23 protein-coding genes and 1 pseudogene are annotated in these 23,595 nt (G+C 57.4%); 12 read left to right on the top strand and 12 right to left on the bottom strand.

Annotation, left to right across the window (positions count from 1 at the left end; all coding sequences use genetic code 11):
• Positions 1-43: 43 nt before the first annotated feature.
• Genes U2949_RS05345 through U2949_RS05335 form a run of 3 tightly spaced genes read right to left on the bottom strand, consistent with a single transcriptional unit; the run spans position 44 to position 2,977 of the window.
• The gene (locus U2949_RS05345) at positions 44-1,525 is read right to left on the bottom strand and encodes a tripartite tricarboxylate transporter permease (RefSeq protein ID WP_257723914.1); all 1,482 of its coding nucleotides are present in this window, start codon (positions 1,523-1,525) and stop codon (positions 44-46) included.
• The gene (locus U2949_RS05340; protein WP_321286526.1) at positions 1,525-1,998 is read right to left on the bottom strand and encodes a tripartite tricarboxylate transporter TctB family protein; all 474 of its coding nucleotides are present in this window, start codon (positions 1,996-1,998) and stop codon (positions 1,525-1,527) included. Before U2949_RS05340 ends, U2949_RS05345 begins: the two co-directional genes overlap by 1 nt.
• A 19-nt stretch (positions 1,999-2,017) precedes the next feature.
• Positions 2,018-2,977 carry a Bug family tripartite tricarboxylate transporter substrate binding protein gene (locus U2949_RS05335; RefSeq protein ID WP_009463174.1) on the bottom strand — a complete coding sequence of 320 codons (960 nt, stop codon included), beginning with the start codon at positions 2,975-2,977 and terminating at the stop codon, positions 2,018-2,020.
• 275 nt (positions 2,978-3,252) lie between these two features.
• Here U2949_RS05335 and U2949_RS05330 point away from each other — a divergent pair, with 275 nt between their 5' ends.
• From U2949_RS05330 to U2949_RS05305, 6 genes are read left to right on the top strand one after another with little or no spacing between them, the layout of a single operon-like run.
• A complete protein-coding gene (locus U2949_RS05330; protein ID WP_257723916.1) occupies positions 3,253-4,023 on the top strand; it encodes a DeoR/GlpR family DNA-binding transcription regulator in 771 nt (256 codons plus the stop codon).
• Positions 4,020-5,120 carry an ABC transporter ATP-binding protein gene (locus U2949_RS05325; protein ID WP_257723917.1) on the top strand — a complete coding sequence of 367 codons (1,101 nt, stop codon included), beginning with the start codon at positions 4,020-4,022 and terminating at the stop codon, positions 5,118-5,120. The genes U2949_RS05330 and U2949_RS05325 overlap by 4 nt, the downstream gene beginning before the upstream one ends.
• Positions 5,121-5,139: 19 nt before the next feature.
• The gene (locus U2949_RS05320) at positions 5,140-6,402 is read left to right on the top strand and encodes an ABC transporter substrate-binding protein (protein WP_321286522.1); all 1,263 of its coding nucleotides are present in this window, start codon (positions 5,140-5,142) and stop codon (positions 6,400-6,402) included.
• Between the two features lie 12 nt (positions 6,403-6,414).
• A complete protein-coding gene (locus U2949_RS05315; RefSeq protein WP_321286520.1) occupies positions 6,415-7,305 on the top strand; it encodes a carbohydrate ABC transporter permease in 891 nt (296 codons plus the stop codon).
• Complete coding sequence (locus tag U2949_RS05310) at positions 7,305-8,147, top strand: carbohydrate ABC transporter permease (protein WP_251196507.1); 843 nt, start codon at positions 7,305-7,307, stop codon at positions 8,145-8,147. The genes U2949_RS05315 and U2949_RS05310 overlap by 1 nt, the downstream gene beginning before the upstream one ends.
• 9 nt (positions 8,148-8,156) lie before the next feature.
• Positions 8,157-8,966: a phosphodiesterase gene (locus tag U2949_RS05305; RefSeq protein WP_035275502.1), complete on the top strand. Its 810-nt coding sequence runs from the start codon at positions 8,157-8,159 to the stop codon at positions 8,964-8,966.
• Between the two features lie 123 nt (positions 8,967-9,089).
• Here U2949_RS05305 and U2949_RS05300 read toward each other — a convergent pair whose 3' ends face one another.
• The 3 genes from U2949_RS05300 to U2949_RS05290 form a co-directional block, all read right to left on the bottom strand.
• Positions 9,090-11,525 (bottom strand): TonB-dependent siderophore receptor, encoded by a 2,436-nt coding sequence (locus U2949_RS05300; RefSeq protein ID WP_321286518.1) that lies wholly within the window; start codon positions 11,523-11,525, stop codon positions 9,090-9,092.
• Positions 11,526-11,672: 147 nt separating this feature from the next.
• Positions 11,673-12,668: a FecR family protein gene (locus U2949_RS05295; RefSeq protein ID WP_321286516.1), complete on the bottom strand. Its 996-nt coding sequence runs from the start codon at positions 12,666-12,668 to the stop codon at positions 11,673-11,675.
• Entirely contained in the window at positions 12,658-13,164 is a 507-nt protein-coding gene (locus U2949_RS05290) for an RNA polymerase sigma factor (protein ID WP_257723922.1), read from the bottom strand. The genes U2949_RS05295 and U2949_RS05290 overlap by 11 nt, the downstream gene beginning before the upstream one ends.
• 458 nt (positions 13,165-13,622) lie before the next feature.
• On the opposite strand from U2949_RS05290, the gene U2949_RS05285 reads away from it, so the two are divergent.
• The 5 genes and pseudogenes from U2949_RS05285 to U2949_RS05265 all read left to right on the top strand — a co-directional run bounded on the left by U2949_RS05285 (position 13,623) and on the right by U2949_RS05265 (position 16,138).
• Entirely contained in the window at positions 13,623-14,330 is a 708-nt protein-coding gene (locus tag U2949_RS05285) for a TerC family protein (protein ID WP_257723923.1), read from the top strand.
• A gap of 92 nt (positions 14,331-14,422) precedes the next feature.
• Positions 14,423-14,707: pseudogene (locus tag U2949_RS05280) on the top strand (peptidylprolyl isomerase); the annotation flags it as partial.
• 253 nt (positions 14,708-14,960) lie between these two features.
• Entirely contained in the window at positions 14,961-15,227 is a 267-nt protein-coding gene (locus U2949_RS05275) for a hypothetical protein (protein ID WP_009463198.1), read from the top strand.
• A 3-nt stretch (positions 15,228-15,230) separates the two neighbouring features.
• On the top strand, positions 15,231-15,689 hold the full coding sequence (locus tag U2949_RS05270; protein WP_026484968.1) for a YaiI/YqxD family protein: 459 nt from the start codon (positions 15,231-15,233) through the stop codon (positions 15,687-15,689).
• A 74-nt stretch (positions 15,690-15,763) separates the two neighbouring features.
• Complete coding sequence (locus U2949_RS05265; RefSeq protein WP_321286512.1) at positions 15,764-16,138, top strand: nucleotide pyrophosphohydrolase; 375 nt, start codon at positions 15,764-15,766, stop codon at positions 16,136-16,138.
• Between the two features lie 13 nt (positions 16,139-16,151).
• On the opposite strand, the gene U2949_RS05260 is transcribed toward U2949_RS05265, so the two are convergent.
• From U2949_RS05260 to U2949_RS05240, 5 genes are all read right to left on the bottom strand, one after another.
• Positions 16,152-16,793: an HD domain-containing protein gene (locus U2949_RS05260; RefSeq protein ID WP_321286510.1), complete on the bottom strand. Its 642-nt coding sequence runs from the start codon at positions 16,791-16,793 to the stop codon at positions 16,152-16,154.
• Positions 16,794-16,908: 115 nt separating this feature from the next.
• Positions 16,909-17,883 carry a Bug family tripartite tricarboxylate transporter substrate binding protein gene (locus U2949_RS05255; protein ID WP_026484971.1) on the bottom strand — a complete coding sequence of 325 codons (975 nt, stop codon included), beginning with the start codon at positions 17,881-17,883 and terminating at the stop codon, positions 16,909-16,911.
• Between the two features lie 30 nt (positions 17,884-17,913).
• Positions 17,914-19,068: a mandelate racemase/muconate lactonizing enzyme family protein gene (locus U2949_RS05250; RefSeq protein ID WP_321286508.1), complete on the bottom strand. Its 1,155-nt coding sequence runs from the start codon at positions 19,066-19,068 to the stop codon at positions 17,914-17,916.
• Positions 19,069-19,504: 436 nt separating this feature from the next.
• Positions 19,505-19,885, bottom strand: coding sequence for an RNA-binding S4 domain-containing protein (locus tag U2949_RS05245; RefSeq protein WP_026484973.1), 381 nt, complete (start codon positions 19,883-19,885; stop codon positions 19,505-19,507).
• Positions 19,886-19,919: 34 nt separating this feature from the next.
• Positions 19,920-21,428, bottom strand: coding sequence for a DHA2 family efflux MFS transporter permease subunit (locus tag U2949_RS05240; protein WP_321286506.1), 1,509 nt, complete (start codon positions 21,426-21,428; stop codon positions 19,920-19,922).
• A 144-nt stretch (positions 21,429-21,572) separates the two neighbouring features.
• Here U2949_RS05240 and U2949_RS05235 point away from each other — a divergent pair, with 144 nt between their 5' ends.
• Positions 21,573-22,181, top strand: coding sequence for a TetR/AcrR family transcriptional regulator (locus U2949_RS05235; protein WP_321286504.1), 609 nt, complete (start codon positions 21,573-21,575; stop codon positions 22,179-22,181).
• Positions 22,182-22,276: 95 nt separating this feature from the next.
• On the opposite strand, the gene U2949_RS05230 is transcribed toward U2949_RS05235, so the two are convergent.
• Positions 22,277-23,590, bottom strand: coding sequence for a ferredoxin reductase family protein (locus U2949_RS05230; protein ID WP_321286503.1), 1,314 nt, complete (start codon positions 23,588-23,590; stop codon positions 22,277-22,279).
• Positions 23,591-23,595 lie beyond the last annotated feature (5 nt).

Below are 23,595 nucleotides of genomic sequence, written 5' to 3'. Positions count from 1 at the left end.
GGAAAGCAAGCCGCGCAGGATACGGGGCTTGCTTTTTTTTGGCTTATTTTTGCAGGCGCTTGAGCATGTATGGCACGCTCAAAAACAGAATGGCAGCAATATAAAAACCCACTGCAACTGGACTTTCCAGCAGTACCAGAAAATTTCCCTGTCCGGCCGCCAGGGCCGTTCGCAACTGATTTTCTGCCAAGGGCACCAGAATCAGACCGATCAGCAAAGGGGCAATGGGAAAGCCGTAGACTCGCATGATGTAGCTGACCACGCCCAGGCCGGCCATCATGGCCAGTTCAAAGGTGGAGCCGGACACGCCCCAGATGCCGATCATGGCAAAGACCAGAATTCCGGCGTAAAGCTGCGGTTTGGGAATATAAAGCAGACGCACCCACAGGCCGACTAGCGGCAGGTTCAGCACTAGCAGCATGGCATTGCCGACATACAGCGAGGCAATCAGGCCCCAGACCAGTTCGGGGTTGCTGGAAAACAGAAAAGGGCCGGGCTGCAGACCGTAGTTTTGAAAGGCAACCAGCAAAATGGCGGCGGTGGCGGATGTGGGCAAGCCCAGCGTTAGCAAGGGCACCAGAATTCCGGCTGCGGCGGCATTATTGGCCGCTTCGGGACCGGCAACGCCTTCGATTGCACCGTGTCCAAACTCGTCCTTGTTTTTGGACAGGTTTTTTTCCAGGGAATAGGACAGCATGGTGGGCAGCTCAGAGCCTCCACCAGGAATCGCTCCCATCGGGAAACCAATGACCGTGCCACGCAACCAGGGCTTCCATGAGCGTGCCCATTCATTGCGTGTCATGAAAGCTTTGCCACTGATGGGAATGATCTGCTCGTCGTTGTGACGAAAGCGGCTGGCCACGTACAGAATTTCTCCCACCGCAAAGACCGAGACCAGCACCACCGTCAGCTCAACACCATCGAGCAGGTCGGGCAGCCCGAAGGTCATGCGAGCCTGCCCGGTCATGGCATCGATGCCGATCACGCCCAGGGCCAGGCCCAGAAACAAGGAAATAAACCCACGGACGCGGGAAGCTCCCATCACCACAGCGACCGAGGTAAAGGCCATGATGGTCAGGGCAAAGTAGTCTGCCGGTGTGAAGATAAAGGCCAGCTCAGCAACGACCGGAGCGGCAAAGGTCAGCGCCAGGGTAGCGATAGTGCCGGCAATAAACGAGCCGATCGCGGCCGTGGCCAAGGCCGCCGCGCCCCGCCCACGGCGCGCCATCTTGTTGCCTTCCAGTGCCGTCATCATGGAACCAGCTTCGCCGGGGGTGTTGATCAGAATGGCAGTGGTCGAGCCTCCATACATGGCCCCGTAAAGCACCCCGGCGAACATGATGAAGGCCGAGACCGGGCCGACGGAGACGGTGACTGGCAGCAGCAGGGCAATGGTCAGTGCCGGGCCAATGCCGGGCAGGATGCCAATGGCCGTACCCAGCACCGAACCAATCAAGGCCCACATCAGGTTCATGGGCTGCAGAGCCACCTCAAAGCCGTGCAAGAGCAAAGAAAGCGTATTCATTACAGCCCCGCCACAGGAAGAAAGCCGCCCAGTTGCAAACCCAGGCGGCCAAACAGAAACCAGCAGGCGCTGCCCAGTACCAAGCCGGAGAGCAGATCCAGCAGCACGCGACGTGAACCCAGGGCACGTGCCACCAGCATGAAACACACTGAGGCCGTGAGTGGCAGGCCCAATGGCTCCATCATCAGGCTGGGCAGCACGGCAGCCAGCAGGACGGTCAGGAAGGGCCCCTTGTCCATGCCTGGATCCTGGGCCAGCTCTTCCTTGTCGAAGGCGGTGCCACGATGCATTTGCAGCAGGAACAAAATGCCTAGAACAACCAGTCCCACGCCGACCAGCGCAACGAACAGGCCTGGGCCGATTGCAGCATATTGTGCGCTGAGAGTCAGGGACATGGAGGCGTAGAGACAGATGGCACCCGCCAGGATGACCGCCAGCCCCAGCCACCAGGGCTGACGCGAAGTTGCACTCATGTGTGTTCCCCGACTTGCTTTACTGGATCAAGCCTGCGTCTTGCAGGATGGTCGTGGTGCGCTCGGTTTCTGCCTTGATGAAGTCACCGAATTTGTCGCCGGCCAGAAAGTACGGCTCCCAGCCCAGGCGCTCCTGCGTTGCTTTCCATTGTGGTGCTTCGCTGAGTTTGGTGAAGTGGTCAATCCACAGCTGATAGTTTTCTTCAGGCATGTCCACCGAGCCCAGAATGCCCCGCCAGTTGGCAATCTCCACCTTGTAGCCAGCTTCTGTGAAGGTAGGCACTTGCTCCAGGCCTTTCATCCGTTTGTCCGAGGAGATGGCCAGAATACGGATGCGGCCGCTGTCGGCAAATTGCTGAAACTCGGACGCCCCCGAGATTCCGGCCTTCAGGGTTCCGTTGACGATGCCTGTCACTGTATCGGCCCCGCCCGCTTGCGGGATGTAGTTCAGGGCTTTGACGGGCACCTGGCCTTGCTGCGCCAGCAAGGCCAGAGCAATGTGATCCGTTCCACCGGCAGAGCCACCGCCCACGGGCATGGCCCCAGGGTTGGCTTTCATCGCTTGTACAAAATCGTCCAGGTTTTTGTAGGGGGAGTCGGCTTTGACCGCCAGCACAACGTATTCCGCTGTCAAACGCGCAACAGGTCGAAACTTGCTTAAATCGATGGGGGATTTGTTCATGGCAATCGAGCCGACTGTGATCGCACCGAATACAGCCAGTGCATCGGGTTTGCCCTTTTGCGAGCGCTGGAAGTCGGCCAGACCGATGGTGCCGCCGGCACCGCCTTTATTGCTAAAGCTGACCGTGCCGGTGTAGATGCCCGCCTCATTCATGGCCTGCATGGATTGGCGGCCTGTGGAGTCCCAGCCTCCGCCTGGATTGGCAGGCAGCATCATGCTGAGCTGGGCTTGCGCAGTGACTGTAGCCCCCAGCAAGGTAGCGGCCAGCAAGGGACGCAGAAAGCGATGAAGTTTCATGTCATGTCTCCTGAATAAGTGCGCCTGTAGACGCCTGGTTTTTTTTAGTTGTTCGGCGTTGATATTACCCTATGCGTAATGCAGAGCTACCTTATGTGCAGGATGGACGATGGAGTCGGCCTGCTCGAGTGGCGCATGCGTTTGATGGCTGATGGTAGGCAGAGTATGTTCATATGAACATTTGGGCGTCATAAAACTTTCATCTGAGCGTCACCGACACGTAACTTCGCGTTCCTACACTGCCGGGTATTCAAACGAAACCCATACGCCGTGTTATGAACCTATCTGTCAGGCAAAGCATTATTGTGGATCTGCTGGCCGCCCAAGGGGCGGTGTCAGTGGATGGCTTGGCCGCGCATTTCGGGGTGACGCCGCAGACTATCCGGCGCGACCTGAACCACTTGTATGAAGCCGATCTGGTGCGCCGTCGCCATGGTGGTGCCGAGCTGAACGTGGTCGAGCGCAATGTGCCTTTCCAAACGCGCCGCATTACCCATTTACAAGCCAAGGCCCGTATCGGGCGAGCCGTTGCCAAATTGATTCCTCCCGGTGCCAGCCTGCTGCTGGGTTTTGGCACCACCCCCGAGCAAGTGGCCCTGGCGCTGGCCGACCATCGCGATCTGACCGTGGTCACCAACAACATCAGCGCGGCTTTGGCCCTGTCCCACAATATGAGCCACCGCGTGGTGCTGACGGGGGGCGAGCTGCGTCAACCCAATCCCGAAATTCTGGGCCCCGGGGCCGAACGCCTGTTCAACAGCTTCAAGGCGGACTTCGGCGTGTCCGGGGTAGGGGGCTTTGACTCGGACGGTGCTTTGCTGGACTTTGATATGGCCGAGTCCGATTGCCACAAAGCCCTGCGCGGCAATTGTCGTGTGCGGATTCTGGTGCTGGATCACACCAAGTTTGGCCGTCGTGCCCCTGTGCGCAGTGGCTCTTTGGATGATGTGGATATTCTGGTTAGCGACCAGCCCATTCCCGAGCCTTACCGCGAGCAAATTCCTGCGCGTGTCCAGATCGTAATTGCTGATGAGGTGCAGGCATGAATCGCGCCGCTATCGAGTTGCAAGGCATAGGCAAAGCCTGGGGCGAACAGGCCGTGCTCAAGCAAATGGACCTGTCCATCCAGGAAGGTAAATTTACGGCCTTGCTGGGGCCTTCGGGCTGCGGCAAATCCACCTTGCTGCGCATTATTGCCGGGCTGGAAACCCCCGATCAGGGTCGTCTTTTGATCAATGGGCAGGACGCCACCTATATGGAGCCCGCCAAGCGTGGTTTGAGCATGGTGTTCCAATCCTACGCCCTGTTCCCGCATCTGAATGTGGCCGACAACATCTTGTTCGGTCTGCAAGTACGCCGTGCCGATCGTCAGCAGCAAAAAGAGCGTCTGCGTGAAGCCTTGGCGCTGACCAATCTGGAAGGTCTGGAAGAGCGCAAGCCCGGCCAGCTTTCGGGCGGGCAGCGGCAGCGTGTAGCCCTGGCGCGCAGCATTGTGTCGGGCCATCGAATCTGCCTGATGGACGAGCCGCTGTCGAACCTGGATGCCAAGCTGCGTCACACCGTGCGCCACGAAATCCGCGCTCTACAGCAACGCTTGGGTTTGACTGTGGTGTACGTCACCCACGACCAGACCGAAGCTATGGGCATGGCCGATCACGTGGTGCTGCTCAACGCTGGACACATCGAGCAGCAGGGTAGCGCGCAGGACTTGTATGGCCAGCCCAATAGCGTCTTTACCGCCGGTTTTATCGGCAGCCCTCCCATGATGATGATTCACAGCGACCACGTGCCCGTGGAGTTGTGGCCGTCGCGTCGTCAGTACGACCAGCCGCATCGGGTGCTGGTGGGCGTGCGCCCGGAGAACCTGAACTTGCGCGAAGCGGGCGAGCAGCATGTGGCTGCCACCGTGGTGCATCAGGAGTTTCAGGGGGCTGATGCCTATGTGTATGTGCAGCTCGATGACGGTCACACCCTGATCGTGCGCGCGCCACACAGCCGCAGCGTCGAGGCGGGCGCTCGCTGTGGTTTGAGCTGGGATCCCGTTCACGCTTTTTACTTTAACCAGGACAGCGGGGCTCGCCTGCCGTCTGCGGATGCTCTGACTGCTGCTCCTTTTGCTGTTCCTCCTGCTGTTCTTCCCTAAACGTACTGCGAGTCTACCCATGTTGAAGAATTGTCTGCTTGCCACTTCCAGCGCCCTGTTGATGGGCCTGGGCGCCAACGCCCATAGCGCGGTGGAATTGACCATGTATTACCCCATTGCCGTAGGGGGGCCGCTGACCGATGTGGTCGATGGAATGATCAAGGACTACCAGGCCCAAAACCCGGAAGTCAAAGTGAAAGCCGTGTACTCCGGCAACTACGACGAAACCCGTGTGCGTGCCTTGTCGGCCCTGCGTGCGGGCGAGCCGGTGCAGTTGTCTGTGCTGGGCGCATTGGACACCCATGATCTGGTGGAACAAGGTCTGGTTGAAGCCTTTAGCGATGTGGCTCAGGACGCCCCCAGCCAGGATTGGTTGAAAAGCTTTTACCCCGCCTTGATGGCTAACGGCACCTTGGAAGGCAAGGTCTGGGGCATTCCGTTCCAGCGCTCCACCATCGTCATGTTCTATAACAAGGACATGTTCCGTGAAGCGGGCCTGAATCCGGATCAAGCGCCCAAAACCTGGGACGAACTGGTGCAAACCGCCCAGAAGCTGACCAACGATCAGCACCACGGCCTGATGATCCCCTCGACGGGCTACCCCTACTGGATGCTCCAGGCCATGGCCTTGCAAAACGGCCGTCAGCTGATGAATGAAGAAGGGACTCAGGTTTATTTCAACGATCCCAAGTCGGTTGAAGCGCTGCAGTTCTTCCACGACCTGGCCTACAAGCACAAGGTCAGCCCCACCGGCACCATTGAATGGGGCACGCTGCGCCAGGCTTTTGTGCAGGGCAAGACCGCCATGATGTGGCACACCACGGGTAACCTGACAGCCGTCAAGAATGAAGCCAAGTTCGACTTTGGTGTTGCCATGCTGCCTGCCAAGGAAAAAGCGGCTTCGCCTACCGGCGGTGGCAACTTTTACCTGTTCAAGGGCGCTAACGACGAGCAGAAAAAAGCCGCTCTGGATTTCGTGCGCTGGATGACGGCTCCCGAACGTGCGGCTAAGTGGTCCATGGCTACGGGGTATGTCGGTGTCAGCCCTGCTGCCTACGAAACGCCTGCTCTGGTCGAGTACGCCAAAACGTTCCCGCAAGCTGTGGTCGCCCGCGATCAGCTGGCCGTGGCCTCGCCCGAATTTGCCACTTACGAGACAGCACGTGTACGCGAGCTGCTGTCCAACGCTGTGCAAGCTGTGCTGACCAATGCCAAGACGCCCAAGGCCGCTTTGGATGAAGCCCAGGCTGCCGCAGATCGTCTGCTGCGTCCTTTCAACTAAGCAGGTGCAGGAATGGCTGAACCATTGCGTGTGCTGCGTAAAGAGTGGGTATTTGCGTACCTCTTGTTAACGCCGCTGTTTGTGCTGCTAAGCGTGTTTGCCTTTATCCCGGCGCTGCACACGTTTTGGTCCAGCTTGTTGAGTAAAGGCACGGCGCGTCGTCCGGCCCAGTTTGTGGGCATGGACAACTACGATGCCATGCTGGCTGACCCGACGTTCTGGCTGGTTATGAAGAACAATCTTTGGTATGCCGCCATTGTGATTCCGGTGTCCATGGCCCTGGCCTTGTTGATGGCCTTGTGGGCCAACCGGGCCATGAGCATGCGGGCCTGGGTGCGTTGTGCCTACTTCACCCCCACCATGCTGCCCATGATTGCCGCCGCCAATCTATGGCTGTTTTTCTACACACCGGATCTGGGCTTGCTGGATCAGATTGCCAAGCTGTTTGGCGCTGGGGCCACCAACTGGCTGGGCCAGCCGCAAACCGCCTTGGGCGCGGTCATGGTGGTGACGATCTGGAAAGAGGCCGGTTTTTTCATGATCTTTTATCTGGCGGCCTTGCAAACCATCCCGCCCGAGCTGCGCGATGCTGCCCGCCTGGAAGGCGCGACCCGTTGGCAGTATGGCCGCCGTGTGCTCTTGCCCTTGCTGGCACCCACGACCCTGTTCATCTTGATCAATGCGCTGATCAACTCGGTCAAGCTGGTTGATCACCTGTTTATCTTGACCAAGGGTGGTCCCAATAATGCCTCCAAGCTGATGCTGTACTGGATCTGGGAAACCGCCTTTGCCTATATGGATACGCCTAGTGCCGCTGTGTTGACGGTAGTGCTTTTGCTGGGGCTGGGTGCGGTCGCTATCTTTCAATTCCGCTACGCTGAACGACGCGTGCACTACCAGTGATGAACATGGACACTGTTTTGACTGCTCCGGGCCGCAGCTTGCGTTTGCCATCCCTGGATACGGTGGGGGCACATGCGCTGGCCCTGCTGTGGATTGCCCCTTTGCTATACGCCTGCTGGGCTGCATTTCGCGACCCGTCTGCCGCCTTGAGTTTTGACTGGAGCGCAGGCTGGACCGTTAGCAATTTTGCAGCCGCCTGGGACCGTGCGCCCTGGTTGCGCTACATCTTCAACACCACCGTGCTGGTGCTGACCATTCTGGTCGGGCAGTTTGTGCTGTGCACCCTGGCCGCTTATGCCTTTGCCCGCTTTCGTTTCTTTGGCAGCCAGTTTCTGTTCATGCTGTTGCTTTTGCAGTTGTTCATCCTGCCTGAAGTGCTGATTGTGGAGAACTACCGCATGGTGGCCTTGCTGGGCTGGACGGACACGGTCTGGGGCATGGGTGTGCCCTATATGGCCAGTGCCTTTGGCGTGTTCTTGTTACGCCAGGCTTTCAAGCAAGTGCCGCGTGAACTGGAGGATGCGGCGCGACTGGAAGGATGCAGCCGCCTGGGTGTGCTCTGGCGTGTGTACGTGCCGTTGGTCAAGCCTGTGTATCTGGCTTATGCCTTGGTGTCGGTGTCTACGCACTGGAACAATTTTCTATGGCCCTTGGTGATCAGCAGCTCTGACCATACCCGTCCTTTGACCGTAGGTTTATCCCTGTTTGGCGCACCGGAAAGCGGGGTCAGTATCTCCCTGATCAGTGCCGCTACATTAATGACTATCTTGCCGCTTTTGTTGGGCTTTTTGCTGTTTCAAAAGCAGTTCATGCAGGCCTTTTTACGCGCCGGCATTCGTTAAGGAATTCTGATGAAGATCATCCAGTTTTCGGACCTGCACATTACCCCGCCCGATGGCCTGTTGTTTGGCTCGGACCCTCTGGATCGCTTGCGTAGCTGTGTACAGCACGTCAATCGTCATCATGCCGATGCAGACTTGTGCGTGCTGACGGGCGACCTGACCCATGCCGGTCATCCACGCGCATACGAGCGCCTGCGTGAAGGCTTGCAGGATTTGATTCCGCCTGTACGTTTGATGATGGGCAACCACGACAGCCGCAGCGCTTTTCACAGTGTATTTCCGCAGATCTCGACCGATTTACCCGGCTTTGTACAGCATGCCGAGACCCTGGGCGACTGGCGCCTGATCTACCTGGATACCTTGGAGGACGGCTATACCAACGGCTATTTGTGTACGCGGCGTCTGCAATGGTTGCAGCAGGAGCTGGCCGCGCATAGTGGCCCGGTGATGCTGTTTTCGCATCATCCTTTGCCGGCCCTGCAATACCCGTCCATGGATTGGCTGCGTTTGAGCAATGCCCCGGATTTATTGCCTTTGCTCAAGGCTCATCCCGCGCCCGTGCATTTGTTCTCCGGCCACGTGCATCGCTGCGCCAGTGGCGTGTGGAACGGCCTGCATTTTGTGACGGTCAATGGCACCAACCATCAGCACGAACTGGATCTGGAGCGCGAGGGGGCCGCAACATCGACTTTCGAGCCTGCCAGTTACGCGCTTATCTTGCCCAACGCAGATGGTTTGACGGTGCATTTTCAGCCCTTTGGCTACGAGGAATTGCGCTTTCCGTATACGGGGGACTTGAGTGCCCTGAAGTGCGTGTAAGCCTTCCGGGTTCAGCAACGCTGGCACAAGGCGGTAGCGATCAGCAAACCCGCAGTGGCCCCCGCGGCCTGGATTATTTTCCAGGTTACGGGGGCTGTTTGCCTGGTAGCCGCTTTCACGTGATTAGAAGGAATAACGCAGGTTCAGCATGGCATTACGCGGTGCGCCGTAATAGCCGGTGTAGAAGGTCTGATCCAGCGCACTCAGGTACTTGCGGTTGAATAGATTGTTGACGTTCAAGGTGGCCGTCAATTGCTTGCTGAAGTCGTAGCGGCCCATCAGGTTGACGACGGCGTAGCTGCTTTGTTCTCCGGTGACAGTCTTGCCCAAATCCCACGGTGTGGCGGTGAAATGGATCTGGCTTTGCCAGTTCACACCACCCCCAATCGTCAGGCGATTCCAGCTGCCGGGCAGGCGATACGTGGTCCACAGCTTGGCCATATGGCGTGGCACCAGGGTTTTGATGCGCTCGCCCTGGGCGTCTTTGGTCTGGCTGTAGGTGTAGCTAAAGGCCATGTTCCAGCCATCGAGCAGCTCGCCCGTCACTTCCATATCCAGGCCCTGGGTCTTGGCGCCTTTGACCGCCGTGTAGGCCGCTTCGCGCTCGGTACCCGGCACGATAAAGCCACTGTCGGCCACGGCCAGATTGTCCTGGCGGATTTCGTACAGCGCAATGCTGCTGTTCACGCGGCCGTCCAGCATTTCGCTTTTCAGACCGATCTCATAGTTATTACCTTTGCGCGGGTCCAGAAAGTTGCCGCTACGGTCGCGATAGCTTTGTGGCTTGAAGATGCTGGTGTAGCTGGCGTAGATCGAATGCTCTTCATTCAGGTCGTACACAATGCCGGCATACGGGGTGAAGACATTGTCTTCGTGCATGGTTTTCAGGCTGTTAAAGCGCTGCATACTAGGGTCAGGATAGCTTTGGGAAAGACTGTAGCGGTAATTGCTGAGGCGCCCCCCCAAAATGACAGCCAGCTTGTCGCTGGGTTTCAGGCGTAGCGCCGAATACCCACCGTACTGTTTGACAGTCAGGTCATAGTCAAACAGCTTTTCTCCAGTCGTATTGGGTAAAGCCGGGTTGTTGTTCCAGTTGTGGAGATTGATGGAGGTGCCTTCGATATCGTCGTCCATGGTGTCATGGCGATTTTTGTAGCGCGACGAATTAAAGCCGACGATCAGTTCGTGGTCCTGTCCAAATAGTTGAAAAGGCCCTTTTGCGTGAATATCAAAACTGGTTTGATACTGTGTGGCATCTGAAACACCTCCGTAAAGCTGCACGCCGTCGCCCGTTTCACGGTTGGGATAGCCCCAGGAAGCATCCGCGCTTTTCCCGCTTCGACGGGCTTTCAGGTAATTCAGGGACATGGCCAGTGACCAGTCTGCCCCCAGTTGCTGGTCCAGTTTCACAAAGGTGTTGTGAGACTCCAGTGTATTGGTGTTCCAACGAGCCCCTGCATTGGTGGAAATATCAAAGTCGGTCTGTTCGCCGGTGTCGTAGAACAAAGGAAAGCCGGAGCCAGAGGAGCCGCGCGGATCATTTTTTTGATAATCCATCCCCAAGGTGACAAGCGTGGTGTCCGTAATGTCGGCCTCAAGTATGCCGTAGACCACATCTTTTTTTGTTGTGAAGTAGTCCATATAGCTGTTGCCTTCCTGATGGGCTCCAACCAGACGGCCACGCAGGCTGCCGTTCTCGTTAATCGGGCCGCCCAGGTCCACTTGAGCCCGCATCTGATCCCATGACCCGTAGCTCACTTCGGCATGGCCCTGAAAATCGGCTGTTGGACGTTTACGGACCATATTGACGACGCCAGATGGGTCGCCTGCGCCGGTCAATAGACCAGAGGCACCACGCAGCACTTCCACCCGGTCATAAATCGCCATATCCGCCAGCCCCTGGGGAATGTTCTGGCTGACGATATCGGACAAGGTGGACAGGCCGTCCAGCTGATAGTTGTCGATAGCATAGCCACGCGAGTAGATGGTGTAGCGGTCGCTGCCTATGTGCTGGATGGAAATACCGGGCGCTTGCTGCAGCACGCTGCCGATATTGTCCAGTGACTGGTCCTCAATACGCTGGCGCGTCATGAAACTGACAGTTTGTGGTGTTTCGCGTAGCGTCATGTTCAGCCTGGTGGCCGTGGTGGTCGCGCCGTGGCTGGCATAGGTCTGGCTGCCTTCCGTCACGGGCAGGCGACGGCCCACGACGCGCACCGGGTCCAGCATGGTGGCGTCCGTATTGGGGCGTGAGAGAGTAATGGTGTTGTTCTCGCGCCGGTATTCCAGGCCAGAGCCTTGCAGCAGACTGCGTAGCGCGTCTTCCGGGCGCATGCGGCCCTGAATCGGTGTCGTGCTCAGACCTTGCACTAGCGAAGGCGAGAAAAACACCTGCAGCTGGGTTTGCTCGGCCAGCTTTAGCAGCGCTTCGGACAAGGGCTGGGCGGGAATGTGGATAGGGACAGGATTGTCTTGGGCTAGGGCAGGGGTGCTGGCACTGGCCACCATTAAAGCTAGCAGGACGGGGCGCAGGCGGGGTAGGAAAGCGGTTCGGTTCACGGTGCAGATTCAGGGTAGGGGCGGGCAGGGCGACGCCCGGATTCAGAGATATTCATCAAACGCGATGTTGAGGAACGCTGAATCTAAATACGAGTCAGTCTTACTAAACCCCTCAGCCTGAATCGATTTATTTGAAACTAATTGTAATTACGGGCCGCTGCTCAGCAGTACACTGCCATCGTCTTGTGTCTTGGCCTGCAGTGGCAGGATCTGTTGCAGGGCTTGAAGCACGGCACTTTGTTCGTCCAGCAGGAAAGACGCTGTGACACGCTGCTGGCCGATTCTGGCGTCAGCGATGCGGATGGGATGCTCGCGATAGCGGTTGATTTCAGCAACGACTTCGGACAAGGACAGGTCCCGCACAATCAGGCGTCCTTGCCGCCAGGCGGTGGCAGCGGCCACATCGACCTCGGGCTGAATACTGAGCCCATCTTGAACGGACACTGTGGCGCCAGAACCGGCGGCCAGATACCGGGTCTGGCGGTTCCACCAGTGCCCGCTGGACACCTCCACACTGCCGCTTTCGACCAGCACTTTGACTTGCTCGGCATCACGGCGAACCGTAAAGCTGGTGCCGGTAACGCGCACCACCGTATTGCCTGCTCTGACGATGAAAGGGCGTTGTGGGCTGGATGCTACCGCGCACATCACTTCGCCCTGAATCAGATCCAGATGACGGCTGTCTTCATAAAACCGCAGCTCGGCTTGGGTGGCGGTATTCAGCTCCAGGCTGGAGCCGTCCGGCAGAGGAACCCAGCGGCGCTCGCCCACACGTGTTTGCAGGCTAGCGGCGTAAACAGCCTGGGGGCTGAGTAGTAGGCCTGCCACACCGGCAGAGCCCGCGACAGCGACCAGGGCGCCGGTATTACGGATCAGTTTGCGGCGGCGCAGATCGGGCCGCTGGGGCACTTTGCCGCCATACAGCAGCTTGACCAAATCCTTGTCTAGCGTGCTGGCCAGGGAGCTTAACTGCTCCACCGCCATAAATTCGCGCTCGTTTTCCGGGTCTGCCTGCAACCATTCCTCCAGCGCTTGCTCGTCAGCCGGGCTGAAGCGGCCCGAATGCAGGCGGGCCGACCATTGGGCGGCGGCTTCCGCAGGGGAGGTGGCATCACTGGGGTAGAAAGGGGCTTCAGAACTCATCGCGCAGGCGCTCGCGGATAAACTGGCTGGCCAGCGCAATATAACGCTCCACGCTGGCAATGGACAGTTTCAGATGACGGGCAATTTCAGGCTGGGTCCAGCCTTCGATGCGATTCAAGACAAAAGCCCGTCGGTGATTCAAAGGCAACGCTTCCAGGGCCGCAACCAGGGCGTGGCGCACTTGCTCCGCACTGGCATGGGCATCGGCACCGTCGGTGATGGGGTGGGCGTCTTCACGCAGATCGTCCCAGGCCAGGTGCTGGAAGCGGCTGTTGCGACGCCACAGATCAATGGCCCGATGGCGCGCGGACTTGTACAGAAAGTTGCGGGCATGGGCCGCTGTCAGTGTTTTCTGATCTTTTCGAAGCAGGGCCTCTACCGCATCATGGGCGACGTCTTCCGCGTCCGCAGCGCCGCCAAAGCGGCGCAGGCAGGACTGCATGAACTCGCCATAATAGGCCAGCCAGCTTTTGCGGGAGAGGTCCGAATTGGACATGGGGGCAGGGAGCTTGAATGACAAAAAGCAAATTATTGCAAATAGTTCTCATTAACTCAATGGCGCTTTATTCAGGCCCTATCGGGGCGTGAGGCCAGCTTGCAACGTCGATCCGGAACTTGCACCGAAAAATCGTCATGTCCGGCGAAAAGCTTTGTTGTTTCATACAAGATCGTTATACTTGCGAACTATCAGGGGGAGTAGCTTACTTTCCGGCGCATCGTCATCACGGCAATCTGTGTTTTTTGCACATGTTCCCGGTGCCCGGGCAACCTTAGGGTTGCAAGCAAGACCTTGCCATTAAAGGGCAAGGTGTATCCTCTAAAAGCGATATGGCCTGCGTCCTTAATGGATCAGGCCATTTTTGTTTTGTACACGAGTCGTCATTTTCTTGTTGTACAGTCATGCAAGATGGTCGTCAGCTTTCAATCAAACAATATGAAAAGGCGGTCTTACACATGATGGAGTTTTTGCAAACAATGAGTTGGGCGGCAGTATTTCAGATCATCCTGATCGATATATTGCTGGGGGGCGATAACGCCGTGGTTATCGCATTGGCTTGCCGTAACTTGCCTGCCAAACAACGTGTCAAAGGTATTTTGTGGGGTACGGCCGGTGCCATTGGCCTGCGCGTTGTCCTGATTGCCTTTGCCCTGACCTTGCTGGCCGTGCCTTACCTGAAAGTGGTCGGTGCCCTGTTGCTGGTCTGGATTGGTGTGAAACTGCTGATCCCTGAAGATGATGGCCACGGTAATGTGGAAGGCAGTGCCACCCTGTGGAAAGCCGTTAAAACCATCATCATTGCCGACTTTGTGATGAGCTTGGATAACGTGATCGCCATTGCCGGTGCGGCTCAAACTGCTGATCCGGATCATCAGATCGGTCTGGTTGTCTTTGGTCTGGTCGTAAGTGTGCCTATCATTATCTGGGGCAGCACCCTGGTTCTGAAGCTGATCGATCGCTTCCCTATCGTGGTGACCTTAGGCGCCGCGCTGCTGGGCTGGATTGCCGGTGGCATGATCGTGACCGACGTGAAGTTCATCGAGTTCTTTGGTGAAGCCTCCACCAGCACCAAGCTGATTGCTGAAGTGGTGGGTGCCTTGCTGATCGTTGCCCTGGGTCATGGCATTGCCGCGACCAAGCGCAAGAAAGCTGCCCAGGCCTGAAATTGAAACAGCAGGTGTAGAACCGGCGCCGGGGGCTTCGCTTCCGGCATGGTTCTGGGTTAAGCTCAAACGATTTTCTAAAAAAGGAGTACACCATGGCACAAGCCTCCGCACGCCACATTCTGGTCAGCACCGAAGAGAAAGCGAACGAACTGAAAGCCGCTATCGAAGGTGGTTCTGACTTTGCTCAGGTGGCCAAGGAAAATTCCAGCTGCCCATCGGCCCGCATGGGCGGTGAGCTGGGAACATTTGGCCGTGGCCAAATGGTGCCCGAGTTCGATCAGGTTGTGTTCAGCGCCCCCGTTGGCGTTGTGCAAGGCCCCGTCAAGACTCAGTTCGGCTACCACCTGGTAGAAGTGACTGCACGTCAGGACTGATACGATCAGGCCAATAAAAAACCCGCTTCGGCGGGTTTTTTATTGCATGCTGATCTGGTGACTGGTGGTTGGGGGTAGGGCCGGGCGGTGGCTGCTTACAGAAACTAAAGCTTTGATTATCAGGGCTTATACATAAAAAGCCTGGACATTTTCCTGCAAGCTGCGCAGTATGCCAGCCATACCGGCTAACGGCCTTGTCGCCGTGTTGTTCGCTTACCGTGAGCGAACCAGCCTATTCTTATAAAGAAATCCGATGAAACGCACCGATATGGAAAAACTCAGCGCCGTCAAACTGCTGAGCAATGTAAAAAAAGCGGGTACGCCACAACGCTTTGCAGGTGACTCCGCCGTGGCCGATCGGCGCGAACAACGTCGTCTGGATCAGGCTGCTGGCCTGGTGTCCTTTCCCGTCAAGCTGACCCAGCCTGTTATTGATGCCGTGCGTGCTCGCGCTACCGAGCAAGGCGTCTCGACCAATGAGGTCATTGATCGGCTGCTAGCTCAAACTCTGGGCCTGTAACCCATGCAGATTTGGGTCGATGCGGACGCTTGTCCCGTAGTCATCAAAGAGATTCTGTACCGCGCCGGGCAGCGCTGGAGTCGCCATGTGATCCTGGTGGCGAATCAGATGCTGCGCACCCCGCCATCGCCCTGGTTGAGGGCGGTGCAGGTGGCACGGGGCTTTGACGTGGCGGACGACTACATCGTCCAGCACGCCAGCGTGGGAGATCTGGTGATTACTGCCGATATCCCTTTGGCTGCCCAGGTGCTGGAGCGTAAAGCCCTGGTCCTGACCCCCAGGGGCGAACGCCTGGACGCCAACAGCATAGGCGAGCGCCTGGCCATGCGCGACATGATGGAAGAGCTGCGCAGCACCGGCGTAGATATCGGAGGCCCAGCCCCCTTTAGCCAGGCCGACCGGCGCGAGTTTGCCAATGCACTGGACCGCCTGATGATGAGCCTGAAAACGGCTGCGAGATAATAAACAGACTTGCCATCCCCCCGGTCCTTGTGTGAGTCTGTCGCTGGATTGAAATTTTTAAAGTGAAGTCCGTAATGACAGACCCAAAACGCCCCTTGATGAATTTGACTGGCCTGAACGAGGCCGTCGCCCAGTTCGCCCGCGAGCGTGAATGGGACCAGTTTCATAGCCCCAAAAACCTGGCCATGGCGCTGACCAACGAAGTGGGCGAGCTGATCGAAATCTTCCAATGGCTGACAGAAGACCAGTCCCGCGAAGCAGGCACAGATCCGAAAACCGCTGAAGCCGTGCGTGATGAACTGGCCGATGTGCAAATCTACCTGAGCCGTCTGGCCTTCGTTCTGGGTGTGGACATGAATGAGGCTGTTACCAACAAGCTGGTGAAAAACGCCCGGAAATACCCTGCTGATAAGGTGCGGGGGACGAACAAGAAATATACGGAGTTGTAAAAGGGGCTAGGGATTACAGCTCCCCCAGCATTTCCTCTACAAACAGCTCCATCCGCGCGTGTCGCTCACGAGCGATTTCTTGCCCCCGTTCAGTCTGAAAACCCTCGGCCAATTTGAACAATTTGGCCGGGAAGTGATCCAGCGCGTAGCGCTTGTCATCCAGAGGACGACTCTCTGCTTTTGGATCTTCCGGTTCATACAGGCTGGAGCCCATTCGCCCCGCTGTATAGAAGCAGCGAGCTATCCCTAAAGCACCAATGGCATCCAGACGATCCGCATCCTGCAAAATGCGGGCTTCCAGACTGACGGGCGGGATGTTCGCTGAAAAGCTGTGGCTTTGAATTGCTTGGCCCACGGCTTCACAGTCCTGCTCTGACCATCCCTGCCTGGCCAGAATGTGTCTTGCCTGCTCCGCCGACAGGGTGGAAGCACGAGAGCGCAATGGCGAATTCTTCTCTACCGCCACGCAGTCGTGCAGCACCGTTGCTGCCAGCAAAATCCGCAGATCCCCACCTTCTTTTTCCTGAATCGCACAGACGTTCTTCCAGACGCGCTGCAAGTGCGTTTGGTCGTGGGAGCCGTCGTTGTGACTGGTGCTGCTGTGGGGCAGGAGTTGGGCGGCAAGCTTTTCAAAGGGGGGGAACAGGCTGGACATGGCTATGGTTTGCTGTAGATGGTGCAACAGCATAACGCGAAGCAGCAGGGGCAGGACAGGTTCAAGAAAAAGGGCTGCCAGTGGCAGCCCTGAAGGTGAGTTGAAGCTTTTGGAGTTAGAAGTTGCTCAGCCCCAGATCACTGACCGAGTCGGCCCAATAGTTCAACTGCTTATCCACATAGACCGTGAATTCGGCCGGGCTATTGGTGACCAGGGTTGCGCCGTTCCCTTCCCAGATTTCCTTGATCTTGTCGGTATTCAAGGCACGGTGAATGCTGTCTGCCACGCCTTGTACGGTGGCATCCGGTACATCTCCTTGCATGAAAATCCCGTACCAGGTCTGGGCACTGATCTCATCCATGCCCAGTTCTTTCAGAGTGGGAACATCTGGCAAGGCAGGAGCGCGTTCCGGGCTGGATACGGCCAGGGCGCGCAGGCGGCCATTGCGTATCTGTGCCACGGCCGACGGCATGGTCTCGAACATGAAGTCCACTTGATCGCCACTGATCAGCGCCATGACAGCCGGGCCGCTGCCTTTGTAATGCACGGCGGTCATGGTGGTGCCGGATTTTTTTTCCAGCTTGCCGGCCATCAGATGCAGCATGGTGGCTACGCCACTGGTGCCATAGTTCACGCCAGCCCCTTGCTTGGCGGCGGCCAGCAGGTCGTCCACGCTGTGATAGGGCGAATTGGCGTTCACCACCAGCACATTGGGCATGGCGGCAATCAGGGTGACGGCTTTCAGGTCTTTGCGGGTGTCGTAGGGGAAGTTCTTCAACACGGCAGGCGCAATCATGTGATGCACGGCACCGAACAAGAGCTGATTGTCTGCGGGGCTGGAGTTGGCCACCATGCTGGCACCCAGCACGCCGCCTACGCCTCCTTTATTTTCTACAACAACGGTTTGACCTATTTCATTGCCCAGAGCTTCGGCCAGGGGACGAGCCAGGGTGTCGCCCGAACCACCCGCGGCAGAAGGGACGATCAGTCGCACCGGGCGTTCGGCCCAGGCGGGGGGAGCTGCCCAGCTTTGGGGCGCGGCAGCAAAGATAAAACTGAGGGCAAGTACAACACGGGACCAGGGTTTCATGTTTTTTTACCTCCTCGGTAGTCGTCGGTTTCAGCCTTTGCCGGAGCCCAGGCTGCCGGGGTTGCTGCGCAGCTTGTCGATTTGATCTTGTCGTGGTGTCAGCCCCAGGCCGGGGGCTTCGGGCATGCCCAGCCAGCCTTGTTCGGGCTGAGGCAGGCCGGTGTAGATTTCGGCCATCATGGCGCTGGCCGCCAGATGCCATTCCACATCGCCGCCATTTAACAAACCACAGTGCAGGTGACCGTTGTGAGAGGGGAAGGCCCCGCCATTGGCGACGGACGCGTTAAAGCTTTCTGCCAGGGCGAAGATCTTGCGGGACTGAGTGAAACCGCCGGAGATCAGCACGTTGGGCTGCAGAATATCGACAGCCTGTTGCATCAGCAGATCCCGGAAACGATAGGACTGGCCTTCGTTCTGGCCAGCGGCAATGGTGATACCTGTGCTTTGACGCAGCTCGCGCAAGCGGCCTGTGTCGTTCTGGGTGATGGGTTCTTCAAAAAAGCCGACGTCCAGATCGCGGGCATGGCGGGCGATGGCTTTGGCGTGCACATAGTCCAGGCTGCAATTGCCGTCGATGTACAGCGGAATGTCGGCGGGGATGGCCTCTCGTACCAGGCTCATGCGGCGCATGTCCTGGCGGATCAGGTCGGCCAGGGGACGGGGTTCGTCGCGACGTTGCAAGCCATGATGGCCTACCACCATCTTCAAGCCCTTGAAGCCTTGATCCACGCAGTCGCGCGCAACTTTAACCAACTCTTCTTCGCCCAGGAAAGCAAAGCCGAAGGTCGCGTAGGCAGGGACTTTTTCACGGGCACCGCCCAGCAGTTTCCATACGGGCAGACCCAGGGCTTTACCCTTGATGTCCCACAAGGCAATGTCCAACGCAGAGATAGCGTGCATGGCATAGCCCGTCTGGCCACGAGGGCACACGTTCCAGTACATGCGATCCCACAGGCGCTCGGTGTTCAAGGGGTCTTGCCCGATCAGGTCGCTGGCCAGAATATCGTTGATGGTACTGGCAACAGGGTGCTCTTCGGTAATGGCGCTCAATCCATAGCCGGTGATGCCTTCATCGGTCTCGATTTCCACATGGCAGATGGCCAGGTTGGTGGGTTTTTGGATGCCCGCGCTATCGAACTTGAAAGGCACGTTCAAGGGAATGGCGCGTACTGCCGTGATCTTCATTTTCCTGTCTCCTTGCATTTTTTTGAATGCGTTTGCATGTAATTGTTTTAGGTTTATAGCGTTTTGTTGCAAGGGTGATCAATGGTGTAAACCCTTGATTTTATTGATATATAAAAGAGCAATCTGATATATCAAAAAGGGTTTTCAGAGTTATTGCTCAGCCTTTTAGCTGAGGGTTTTCAGCATTGAGGGATGTTTTGGCAGACGAGGATGTAGCCGTTTTGTGCGGTTTTTAAAAGCAGTCCAAGGGCTTGCTGCATAGCTCGCTAAAGCGGCAGGAAAAGGAGGCAAGCAAGAGCTGGTTTTTAGTCTTTGTGCAGATCGCCGTGAAACGCTGTCGATAGACTCATCGAAGCGCGATCCATAAGAAAGCCCTGCCAAGCAGGGCAGCTTGGCAGGGCTTTTTCTGTGTCACGCAGTACGAGCCGGGGGCGGTCTATTTGCCCCGTAGCAACTGCATCTGACGACGATCTTTCTTGGTCGGACGCCCGGCATCAAAGTCCAGCGCAGGCTCGGGTGCGAGACGGCGTTGTTCGGCGGCTTGCGCGCGTCGTGTGCTGCTTTCTTCCGTCTCTTGATACAGCTGGCGAGCAACCGGCGCGGGGCCACGTACGCCGCTTAAGGCGGTGACGTGAACCTCCATGGCAGGAGTTTCCTTGCGCAGGGTAATCACATCACCGATTGAGACTTCGCGGGCAGGCTTGGTGCTTTGCTGATTCAGCAAAACCCGCCCTTTGGTGATCTCCTCGGAAGCCAGGCTGCGCGTCTTGTAAAAGCGCGCTGCCCAGAGCCATTTATCCAGTCGTAATTTGTCCATGCGCTATTGTAAATCCAGTCTGCAAAAGCTGGGCTTAATGCAGTTCCACCGCAGCGGCAGGAGCAGCCTGTACACGAGGCAAACGCAGACGCAGCAGCAGAACCAGACTGAAGACGGCCAGCAATCCAGCCCAGAACATGACGCGGTGAAAGCCGTCTGCCCAGGCGTGCTGGATGGCTTGCATCCAGAACAAGGAATCTGCTGAGGCAGGCAGATTCACCTGACCGGAGCTGATAATTTGTTGTGCCTGTTCCAGCATGGGATTGACCGGATCAAGACGACTGGACAGGGAGCTGACTGCTCCTTGGCTCATCAAGGAAGCCAGCAGGGCAACACCCAAGGTCATGCCGGTTTGGCGAATGGCATTGGTGGTGGCTGATGCCATGCCGGAACGCTCACGCGGCACCAGATTCATGACCAAGGTACTGCACGCCGGCACCGACAAACCCATGCCAACGCCTAGTACGGCCAAGGCGAAACCAGCCATCCAGTAGGAAGCGCCGGGTTGCAGCAACATCATCAACCAGGAACCGGCTGCCATCAGGCCAAAGCCCACAGTCAGGATCAGCTTCAATCCAAAGCGCTGGCCCAAGGCCCCAAAACGGGAGGCCAGCACAGCCATGCCAATGAACTGGGGAGCCAGCCCCCAGCCGGTTTGGGTGGCACTCCAGCCCAGGGCGTTCTGGAAGAACAGGGACAGGAAAAACACATTGCTATAGGCGGCAAAGCCCAGCACAAAGGAGGCGATATTGGCAGTGCTGAAGCGGTAGTCCCGAAACAGACTCAGAGGCAGCAAGGGGCGGGCGACACGGGTTTGGGCATAGATAAACGCCACGAAGGTGAGCGCGGCCACGCCCAGGGAATGAATCGTCTCGGTAGCGTGCCAGCCTTGCTCACCCGCGCAGATCAGGCCATAGGTCAGGGAGCCAAGCCAGATAACGCTAAGCAACTGGCCGATAGGGTCGAAAGCTGCGTGTTCGGGATTGGCCGACTCCTGCATACCCCACATGCCCAAGCCCAGGGTCAGCAGGCCCAGTGGCAGATTCAGGCTGAAGATCGAAGGCCAGTCGGCTACATCGACCAGCACACCGCCCAGAATCGGGCCCAGTACCAAAGCCAGGGCGCTGAAGGAAGACCAGCCGCCAATGACGCGGGCACGCTGGGCCGGGTCTGGAAAGGCGTGGGTCAGGATCGACAGGGCTCCAGGAATAAGTAAAGCCCCGGCCATGCCTTGCACGACACGACCCCAGAGCAGGGCGCTTAGTGAACCGGCCAAGGCGCACATCATGGAGCCGACGGTGAAGGCCAGCACGCCCAGCAACCAGCTTTTCTTGCGTCCGTAGCGATCCCCCAGTAGCCCGGCAGACAACATGAAGGCGGACAGGCACAGCGCGTAGGAATCCACGATCCATTGCAGCCCGGCCATATCGGTTTGCAAGGCTTGTTGCATGCGTGGCAAGGCAAGATTCACGATGCTGATGTCCAGGGTGACCATGAAAGTCCCCAGGTAAATGGCGATGGTTAGAGCAAGTCGGCGAGTCATGATATTTGATAAATGAGAATTATTATCGACGACTATAAAATATTGACTGACTGTCAGTCAATGAAAAATAAACAGGCTGGCTAAAATAGCGCGGTGACACCCGACGAGGCACTTTGTCGGGGTTTTTCTGATACTTTGACATCCATGACCGCTGCCAAAACACCTCGTACCCAACCCTCTGAAGTTCGTCGCCGAGACTTATTGGAGGCGGCTGCCACCTTGTTTTTGCAACAAGGGTTTGATGCCACGCCGGTAGATGAAATTGTGTTGCGGGCGGGCATGTCCAAGGGCTTGTTCTATCACTACTTCAGCTCCAAGCAGGAGATTCTGGCTGCCCTGCGCGAGCAGTTCATCCAGCAGTTTCATGACCGGGTGCAGGGGGCGCTGGAGCAGGCGCCGGAAGATGATTGGGTGCAGCGTCTGGCCTGTTGGGTTCGCGCTTCGGTACAGGCGTACAGAGACACCCTGGAGATGCATGATCTGGTGTTTTCAGACCATATGCGCAGCAATTACCAGGGTGAACGCAACACGGTAACCGAGCCCTTGCACCGGATCCTGAGCGAAGGGCAGCAAGCGGGTGCCTGGTCTGTGGCCGACGTGGATTTGACCGCCTGGGTGATCTACCAGGGCATGCATGGCGCGGTCGACAATATGGGGTTGGAAACTGCAGAGCAGTGGGCCGTCATGGAGAACAATCTGGTGACTCTTTTTGTGTCTATGCTCGGGGCGACGCCGCCTCACCAAAATATGTAGGCTGTTCTAGTCGCACTGGATTTCTGCACTCAGCATACGCATAACTGGCCTTGTTCTGGTTTCTAAACAAGGCCAGTTGCTGGATGAGCAAAGGCTTAGCGGAACTGGAAGTGTTCCTTGTGCAAGGTCCAGGATTTTGCAGGCAGTGTTTGCTTGAGCTCACGTCGCAACTGTCGGCCCATTGCAGCCGGTCCACAGAACCAGATATGCAGAGGTTTGTCGGCTTGGTAATGCTGCAGCACCTCTTTGGGCGTCCAGCGACGGCCATCGGCATAAATTTCCAGATTCACGTCCGGGTGCTCTTTGGCAGCCTTGCTCAAGGCCTGAGCCAATGGGTCAGTACTATGCTGACAGGCATATTGCAGATAGGCGTAGGGAGCGTGACCGTCCTGGTGTTCCTGGCTTAACCAGGATAGAAATGGCGTGGCCCCGACACCTGCACCCACCCAGATATAAATGCCCTTGTCATCGCGGTCCGGCTGAGTGAAGCGACCATAAGGGCCGTCCAGCTCAATGTTTTGGCCAACATGCAAACGCTCGGGCAGGCTGCGGGTCCAGTCGCCCAGCTGCTTGATATGAAAGCGCACAATCTGGTTGTCCTGATCCGCATCGGACAAGGTAAAGGGGTGAGACTCGGATTCACCCTTCAAACGTAAGAAAGCGAACTGCCCAGCCTGGTGACCTGGCCAGGATTGGTCCATGCGGCATTGCACCTCCAACACATCTCCTTGCGAAGTACAGGAGATCACGGTACCCGTGTGCGGATAGGCCGAACTCAAATTGCGTAATAGCTGGATGCCGGCTGCTGTTGTCCCGATCACCATGGTGATGGCCAGTGCCCAGCCGCCTATACCGCTCCAGTAAGCAGGGGGCGTCAGTACCACGCCATGGAAGATCAGGATCAAATAGGCCACCGGCATCAGGCGATGCAGGCTGTACCATTTTTTGTAGGAAATCGTGCGGTGCGCCAGGGTGATGATCAGCATCAGAATCAGCGCGTAAAACGTCCATTCACCGAGTGATTTTGCATAGGGCTTCAACAGGCTGACCCATTCAGGAACCGGGGTTTTGGCCAGACGGCCGCCCGTGCCGATCGCCGCCGAGATCAGACCTTTGGATTCCTTGCTGAGCCAATGGGCCAGACTGAGCAAAATGGCGATGATACCCAGCCATTTATGCAGCCTGTAGGCTTTGTCCATGCCGCCTAACCAGGGTTCCAGACGGCGGGGACGCAGGGCCAGAATCATGATGGCCGTCATGGTGCCCAGTGCCAGAATCCCGGTTAACAGCATGCCTTCTTGTCGGACCACCCACAGCATATCGCCCGGTGGCGAGGGGGCCAGCCACAGGGCTTCAACAGCCCAGATCAGAAAGAAAGTGGAGAGCAGCAGTAAGAGAGGGCGACGCATGGTCT

Origin of the sequence: Alcaligenes phenolicus (genome assembly GCF_032063905.1) — a bacterium.
GTDB lineage: Bacteria > Pseudomonadota > Gammaproteobacteria > Burkholderiales > Burkholderiaceae_B > Alcaligenes > Alcaligenes phenolicus.
This window is presented reverse-complemented; position numbering and strand designations above follow the sequence as displayed.

What these genes read in the sequence shown, in the direction of transcription:
- U2949_RS05345 (WP_257723914.1), bottom strand. Translation starts at nt 1,525, where the DNA reads ATGAATACGCTTTCTTTGCTCTTGCACGGCTTTGAGGTGGCTCTGCAG.
- U2949_RS05340 (WP_321286526.1), bottom strand. Translation starts at nt 1,998, where the DNA reads ATGAGTGCAACTTCGCGTCAGCCCTGGTGGCTGGGGCTGGCGGTCATC.
- U2949_RS05335 (WP_009463174.1), bottom strand. Translation starts at nt 2,977, where the DNA reads ATGAAACTTCATCGCTTTCTGCGTCCCTTGCTGGCCGCTACCTTGCTG.
- U2949_RS05330 (WP_257723916.1), top strand. Translation starts at nt 3,253, where the DNA reads ATGAACCTATCTGTCAGGCAAAGCATTATTGTGGATCTGCTGGCCGCC.
- U2949_RS05325 (WP_257723917.1), top strand. Translation starts at nt 4,020, where the DNA reads ATGAATCGCGCCGCTATCGAGTTGCAAGGCATAGGCAAAGCCTGGGGC.
- U2949_RS05320 (WP_321286522.1), top strand. Translation starts at nt 5,140, where the DNA reads ATGTTGAAGAATTGTCTGCTTGCCACTTCCAGCGCCCTGTTGATGGGC.
- U2949_RS05315 (WP_321286520.1), top strand. Translation starts at nt 6,415, where the DNA reads ATGGCTGAACCATTGCGTGTGCTGCGTAAAGAGTGGGTATTTGCGTAC.
- U2949_RS05310 (WP_251196507.1), top strand. Translation starts at nt 7,305, where the DNA reads ATGAACATGGACACTGTTTTGACTGCTCCGGGCCGCAGCTTGCGTTTG.
- U2949_RS05305 (WP_035275502.1), top strand. Translation starts at nt 8,157, where the DNA reads ATGAAGATCATCCAGTTTTCGGACCTGCACATTACCCCGCCCGATGGC.
- U2949_RS05295 (WP_321286516.1), bottom strand. Translation starts at nt 12,668, where the DNA reads ATGAGTTCTGAAGCCCCTTTCTACCCCAGTGATGCCACCTCCCCTGCG.
- U2949_RS05290 (WP_257723922.1), bottom strand. Translation starts at nt 13,164, where the DNA reads ATGTCCAATTCGGACCTCTCCCGCAAAAGCTGGCTGGCCTATTATGGC.
- U2949_RS05285 (WP_257723923.1), top strand. Translation starts at nt 13,623, where the DNA reads ATGATGGAGTTTTTGCAAACAATGAGTTGGGCGGCAGTATTTCAGATC.
- U2949_RS05275 (WP_009463198.1), top strand. Translation starts at nt 14,961, where the DNA reads ATGAAACGCACCGATATGGAAAAACTCAGCGCCGTCAAACTGCTGAGC.
- U2949_RS05270 (WP_026484968.1), top strand. Translation starts at nt 15,231, where the DNA reads ATGCAGATTTGGGTCGATGCGGACGCTTGTCCCGTAGTCATCAAAGAG.
- U2949_RS05265 (WP_321286512.1), top strand. Translation starts at nt 15,764, where the DNA reads ATGACAGACCCAAAACGCCCCTTGATGAATTTGACTGGCCTGAACGAG.
- U2949_RS05260 (WP_321286510.1), bottom strand. Translation starts at nt 16,793, where the DNA reads ATGTCCAGCCTGTTCCCCCCCTTTGAAAAGCTTGCCGCCCAACTCCTG.
- U2949_RS05255 (WP_026484971.1), bottom strand. Translation starts at nt 17,883, where the DNA reads ATGAAACCCTGGTCCCGTGTTGTACTTGCCCTCAGTTTTATCTTTGCT.
- U2949_RS05250 (WP_321286508.1), bottom strand. Translation starts at nt 19,068, where the DNA reads ATGAAGATCACGGCAGTACGCGCCATTCCCTTGAACGTGCCTTTCAAG.
- U2949_RS05245 (WP_026484973.1), bottom strand. Translation starts at nt 19,885, where the DNA reads ATGGACAAATTACGACTGGATAAATGGCTCTGGGCAGCGCGCTTTTAC.
- U2949_RS05240 (WP_321286506.1), bottom strand. Translation starts at nt 21,428, where the DNA reads ATGACTCGCCGACTTGCTCTAACCATCGCCATTTACCTGGGGACTTTC.
- U2949_RS05235 (WP_321286504.1), top strand. Translation starts at nt 21,573, where the DNA reads ATGACCGCTGCCAAAACACCTCGTACCCAACCCTCTGAAGTTCGTCGC.
- U2949_RS05230 (WP_321286503.1), bottom strand. Translation starts at nt 23,590, where the DNA reads ATGCGTCGCCCTCTCTTACTGCTGCTCTCCACTTTCTTTCTGATCTGG.